The following is a 6,092-nucleotide window of genomic DNA, read 5'->3' as shown; positions in this document are numbered from 1 at the left end:
CTAAAGATCTGACGGAGACTGGAATGTCAGCTCAGCTGCGGCAGCGCCAAGGCCATTAATCTTTCCACTACCCTGCCATCCGCTCAGGAATAAACCGAGTGTGTAGGTCGTATCACGTCCGATAACGATATCGGTCATGAATGCCTGGCCAGTACCCTTATCAATGGTGATGCTGTTTGCGTAATCAGGTTGTGTGTTATAGGAGATAGAATCGGCTTCCCACAAACCTATCCATGCACCATTAGACTGAGGGGTAATATTTACAGGCAGGCGAAAATCCACAATGAGTGAATTGGTACCTAAGTTATTCAGCTTGATGGTTGGGCTGAACGGATCTCTTGGTGGCTGTCCCAGTGCGGAGATAAATGCAGTCGCGCAGGCGTTGCCATATTTCTGCTGACCGGAGCCGCTTAATTCGGGTCCTACGCCATAAGCCACCAGGTAGCTGTTGGCAGTCAGGTTAATACCATCGATAATGGTATCACCTGCTGAGTTGACACCTGTGAGTTTCTTTATCTTTATTGCAGGTGTATTCCAGGGAATACTGTTGTCGTTTGTCTGCCATACGGCAAGATAATTTCCGTTTGCACTTGGATTGTTACCAGGCAGCGTATTGTAGGATACACTTACAAAGTTCTGTCCTGCCTGGGTAATGTTGATGGAGGTGGTCAGCAGTCGCGTATTCACTGCAATAAGCGTGTCAGGGGCTACTTCAGGGGCAAAAGAATCATGTTTGGTACTCATGAGTATTGGAGTTTGAATGTGAGAAAATACGGTTTCAGATAGTGGCCGGCGGTGTCTCAAAGTAGAGTATGGCGGCGGCGTTCTTTAATATCTTGGGGTATTGGCAATTTTGATCCATTGCCCCCATAAAATAAACAAGCGTATACACAGTACCTGGATACAAAGTGAGATGATCAATACCTACAGCGCCTTGATTGGCATTACTGGTGATGTTTGTAAAACCTATCGGCTGCACGGCATTGTATGGAGAAGCGTATCCTTCCCATATGCCGATCCAGTTCCTGTAGTACCCCGGCAGGTATCCGGGTAGGGTAAAATACTGAACAGATAATGAGTTGATGTCTACGTGCAGCAACGTCATCGAAACTGTAACAGGCTTTGTTGCGGCCAATGACACAATAGGCGAAATAAAAGCGCAGGTACAGATATCAGTAATAGCCGGTCCTACGCCGTAGCCAACAATGTAGGCATTAGCAGTGATGGTCAGTCCACCGATCACAAAGTCACCCGACTCTGAGTTCTGTGGTACCGGCGCAATCCTTACAGGCACAACATTCCAGGGGATCGTTGTAGATTCCCATACCGCCACAAAATTCCCATAATCTTTGGGTTGATTACCAGGCAGGCCTTCATACCTTACCGTAATCGTATTCGTACCAACATTCACTACCTGGATGGAACAGGTATCCTGCTCGATTGTACTACCGATGGAAGCAGACATTTTTAAATCCGGGAATAGATAATCGCTTACAGTACGCGCACGGTACTGTCGTCTTTAACATTGTAACCAGTCTCTGGAGCGATAAAGGGAAACACTATCACTTCCGCTGTTGTGCTTTTTCAAGAGGATAACATTCGATCTTTTCTAACTGACGTATGTATAAAACGCAGCAAAAATCATTTGGTTCGAAATTATAAATTATTTTTTTTCAGAACCTTTAAAGGTTCTGTCTGGCAGACACGCGGTATTTGTCCATTATAAAAAGCAACTACCTATGCCTGATGCTCCCTGAATGCACCCGGCGTCATACCAGTATGTTTTCTGAAGAAACGTGCAAAGTAATTGGGATATTCAAAATTCAACAGATAAGCGATTTCTGATATTGAATAAGAAGTATAGCGAAGGTATTTTTTCGCCTCTTCAAGCAGATGGTCCTGCACCAGTTGTCCTGCTGATCTTCCGGCTACCTCTTTACAAATGCGGTTCAGATGTACAGGTGTAATGCCCAGTTCTTTTGCCAACGCCGCAATACTTTGCGTTGTACCCGCTTCCCTGATGCGTTGCTGGAATTTACGGAAGTATCCCAGCGAATGATTATCTGACTGTGTCGCGGTTTGCTGTGAATATTGCCACATCCGGTAAACTGCCAGAAAAAGCTGCTGCAGACAGGCACGTAACATCAGCTGCTTTTCCGGCTGATCATTGAACAATTCAATGCCTACCGCCTGCATCAGTGCCTGTATAGCTGTAGCCGTATAGGGACCACTGAAATCATTGAAACAACGTATACCGGTGAGCATCGGCGTTAACGTCTCTCCGGGAAACAGGGTATCGACCATCACGTCCGACAATGTCAGAATATGCCCGTCGGCCTTCGACTCATAGTCAAATCCATGCAGGGCCATGGGCGGGATCAGTATCAGACAGGGGGCTGCCAGCCGTCGCTGCCGGTCCGCCTCGAAGAAGGTAAAATGACCAATTTCCACAAAAAACAGCTGGTATAACGCAGGATGAACATGCGGCTCAATATACCAGTCGTATTCCCGGCTACGGGTACACAGCAGTTCTGAATACAGGTAACCTGTCTCAGGTTTCGGTGCACGTTCCCCATACAATCCTTCATATTTATCGATACGCTTCATGATACTGACAATGTTCAAAAAATATCCTGCGGAAACAGGATTTCAGCTTACAACCGGGACAAAGCAGGATTGCCATGTTCTATTTGTATCCGGAATATACGCAAAAGTATCCTTTACCGGACCGCCGGCTGACGAACTTTGTATCGAATTAAGCTGACAATATGCAAAACAACCGTAACACTATTATCATCATCCTGGGACTGCTCATTGCGCTCAGTCCGTTCTCGATCGACATGTACCTGCCTGCCTTCCCCGGTATCGCCGCCTCCCTGCATACGGATATGGCACATGTCGGATATTCGCTTACGAGCTATTATGCGGGCCTTTGTACCGGTCAACTGATATATGGCATCCTGATCGATCGTTTCGGGCGTAAAAAACCGCTGTATGCCGGTTTACTGATCTACCTGCTGGCGGCACTGGCCTGTGCTTTTTCGGTTCATATCAATATGCTGATAACCGTACGCCTGTTCATGGCACTGGGCGGTTGTGCAGGCATGGTGGCCAGCAGGGCTATGGTACGGGACCTGTTCCCCGCAAAAGATACCGCGAAGGTCCTGTCAACACTGGTACTCGTCATGGGCGTAGCCCCTATCATCGCACCCACCCTTGGCAGTATGGTGAATACACTGGCCGGCTGGAGATGGGTATTTGGCATTATGGGGCTTATTTCACTGGGATTGATCCTGGCCGCCTATACATTATTGCCGGAGACCCAAAAAGCCGATCCCGGGGTCTCTATGCGCCTGAAAGACATCTTGCCCGAGTACAATGCTGTACTGAAAAATAAAACCTTCCTGGTATACACCTTCGCAGGTGGTATCAGCTACGCGGGGCTGTATGCGTATATAGCCGGTTCTCCCTTTGTATTCATGCATAAATTTGGCTTCAGTGACACGGCTTACAGCTGGGCCTTCGCATTAAATGCCTGTGGACTCATATCCGGTAGCCAGATCAACCGGGTGCTGCTGAAGAAATATGAGAGTCTGATAATTACCTATTACGCTGGTATTGCCCTGTTTATAACAGGTCTACTACTGCTGGTCACCACCACGCTGAACATAGCCGGTGCGCCACTCACCCTGTGCCTGACGTTCAGTTTCCTTTTCTGCCTTGGTTTCATCAATCCGAATGCGACTGCCCTGGCACTACAGCCTTTCACAGCAGCAGCAGGGAGAGCATCCGCTGTATTAGGCGCTATACAGATGATCGCAGGCGTTGTGGCCTCCTGGCTGGTCAGCTTTTTATTCAATGGTACGGCTGTTGTAATGGCAGGTGTCATGTTCGGATGTACAACACTCACTTTATTGCTGCTGATAGCCTTCGGTAAGAAACGACTGATCAGTCATACTTTGCAGACAGCTTAGGCACATCCGCAGATGACCGGATGAGATCAGGCATATTTTCTGTACCTTACAATGAACTGATTACTGCTATACCACCCCCGACAGACGATTAATAGCTGATTCATTCATGAGAAAACTACTTTATCTTTTACCGGCCATCTGCATCATTGCCTGTTCTCCCCGACTCCGCACTGTGGAATATACTTCCCTGTCTCCCCTTCCTGATACCGCTTTCGTGCTGGTACTGGAGAAAGAAGACCGTTTCAGCAGCGGACAAAAAGCCGGTGTCCTGCATTCAACAGACAATACCATCGCTCCAGCCTGTGCATACGATGACATCCTGTTGCGAATGAAACAGACTGCCAGGACCCGTGGCGCCAATGTTATTAAAATAACCAGCTATAGTACACCTGACAGGGAACATCGCTGTGACCAGATCAGCGCTTACCTGTATAAAGTAGACGACCCCAAAGCATATGAACGTAAATTTACCTGGAGTCCGGACAGGCCATTAACCTGGGATGATTATAAAGGCAATCCCAATACGATCCGTCAGCTTAATGTCGGCGCAAGGACCTCCTGCCGCTTCGGCATCCGGGTAGATACCTTACACGCACCGGGTAAAGCCAATGTAACCGTTACCAGTGAATTTATCTGTTACCAGAGCAGCGTAAGAGACGGGCAGCAAAGTCCCTCCCTCCTCGCGCATGAACAATTACATTTCGACCTTTGTGAAGCATATGCCAGAAGTCTGCGAAAAACACTGGCTATCGCAGCGCTAACACCCGCCAGTGCCACCAGCATCTCAAAAGAAGCTTTCCTACAAACGTATGATCTGTACCGTGAGCAACAAACCTTGTACGACGCAGAAACGCAACACGGCCTGAATGCCGACGCACAGGCTCGCTGGGCAAAAAAGATCAGTGATGCACTGACAGCATTAAACGCTTATGCACAATAAAGACCTTACGATCAGGCGATGTTCCTGAAAAAATATCTCTTTTATTTTTTTGCAACATAGTTACATTTATATATCTTTATGCTATGCGTTCAACCCGACATACATTCATACAAAAACTAACGGCCTTTCTCTTCATGGCCGCATTAGTGTATGTACAGGGCGTGAAAGCTTTCCATCGTCATGACACCATTTCTGTAAAGTGTAAAACGGCGACCTCCACACCGGCTCTACACCATACGCATGACTGTACGATCTGTGATTACAATCTTTCCAAAGATGCGGTAGTACCATTGATACCGGCCATACAGGAGCCCGCATTTTATTATATCACTGAAGACACACCATATCTATATATACCTTCTCAGCTGTTTAAAGATACGCAGCCGGACAGAGGCCCTCCCACTTCCCGTAATTAACGCTACACACACTTTTCTGACATCCCCTTTATAACCGCATTCCTATAATGCTATGTTGCAAGCTATTGCGCTGACCAAAAGATTTGGCCGGCATACAGCGCTGCATGCGCTTGACCTTACTGTACAAAAATGTGAAATATACTGTTTGCTGGGACCTAATGGTGCAGGCAAGACGACTACCATCAACTGCTTCCTTGGCTTCCTCAAGCCAACGGAAGGCAGTGCCCTGGTCAATGGCATTGATGTTGTAGCGTCAGTTAACGAAGCCAGACGGCATATTGCCTACATTCCGGAAACAGTCATGCTATATCCGCACCTGACAGGACTGGAAAATCTTGTATTCTTTCACTCACTGACGGGTAAGCATCTCCATCGCGATCACTATACTGAATTACTGTATGATGCTGGTGTACCCGAAAATGCTGTCAACAGAAGCGTTAAAACATACTCCAAAGGTATGCGTCAGAAAGTGGGTATTGCTATTGCTACCGCCAAGGGTGCAGCGGCCCTCCTGCTGGATGAACCTACCTCCGGACTGGATCCGCATGCAAGTAACGAATTCTCTGCACTTCTCCGGCGCTTTAGTGATGAAGGACGGGCCGTACTAATGGCTACACACGATCTGTACCGTGCCAGAGAAGTAGCCTCACATATAGGTATTATGAAAAACGGACGGCTGATCACCTCAATGGAAGCAGATGCAGTTGATCACTATACCCTGGAACACATCTATATGGAGCACATGCGCACCGTCTGACTTTA

At 47.5% G+C, this 6,092-nt stretch carries 7 protein-coding genes; 4 read left to right on the top strand and 3 right to left on the bottom strand.

Annotated elements, in window-relative coordinates; translation table 11 throughout:
- From GWR21_RS29975 to GWR21_RS29965, 3 genes are all read right to left on the bottom strand, one after another.
- Positions 1–744, bottom strand: a complete 744-nt coding sequence (locus GWR21_RS29975) for a hypothetical protein (RefSeq protein ID WP_162335368.1) — start codon at positions 742–744, stop codon at positions 1–3.
- Between the two features lie 34 nt (positions 745–778).
- Positions 779–1,465, bottom strand: coding sequence for a hypothetical protein (locus tag GWR21_RS29970; protein ID WP_162335367.1), 687 nt, complete (start codon positions 1,463–1,465; stop codon positions 779–781).
- A 272-nt stretch (positions 1,466–1,737) separates the two neighbouring features.
- Positions 1,738–2,607 (bottom strand): helix-turn-helix domain-containing protein, encoded by an 870-nt coding sequence (locus tag GWR21_RS29965; RefSeq protein WP_162335366.1) that lies wholly within the window; start codon positions 2,605–2,607, stop codon positions 1,738–1,740.
- Positions 2,608–2,768: 161 nt separating this feature from the next.
- Here GWR21_RS29965 and GWR21_RS29960 point away from each other — a divergent pair, with 161 nt between their 5' ends.
- From GWR21_RS29960 to GWR21_RS29945, 4 genes are all read left to right on the top strand, one after another.
- Entirely contained in the window at positions 2,769–3,974 is a 1,206-nt protein-coding gene (locus tag GWR21_RS29960; RefSeq protein ID WP_162335365.1) for a multidrug effflux MFS transporter, read from the top strand.
- A gap of 106 nt (positions 3,975–4,080) precedes the next feature.
- The gene (locus tag GWR21_RS29955) at positions 4,081–4,914 is read left to right on the top strand and encodes a hypothetical protein (RefSeq protein WP_162335364.1); all 834 of its coding nucleotides are present in this window, start codon (positions 4,081–4,083) and stop codon (positions 4,912–4,914) included.
- Between the two features lie 83 nt (positions 4,915–4,997).
- Complete coding sequence (locus tag GWR21_RS29950; RefSeq protein ID WP_162335363.1) at positions 4,998–5,330, top strand: hypothetical protein; 333 nt, start codon at positions 4,998–5,000, stop codon at positions 5,328–5,330.
- Between the two features lie 52 nt (positions 5,331–5,382).
- Positions 5,383–6,087 (top strand): ABC transporter ATP-binding protein, encoded by a 705-nt coding sequence (locus tag GWR21_RS29945; RefSeq protein WP_162335362.1) that lies wholly within the window; start codon positions 5,383–5,385, stop codon positions 6,085–6,087.
- The last annotated feature ends 5 nt before the right edge of the window (positions 6,088–6,092 follow it).

The sequence above is a fragment of the Chitinophaga agri genome (assembly GCF_010093065.1).
GTDB classification, from domain to species: domain Bacteria; phylum Bacteroidota; class Bacteroidia; order Chitinophagales; family Chitinophagaceae; genus Chitinophaga; species Chitinophaga agri.
This window is presented reverse-complemented; position numbering and strand designations above follow the sequence as displayed.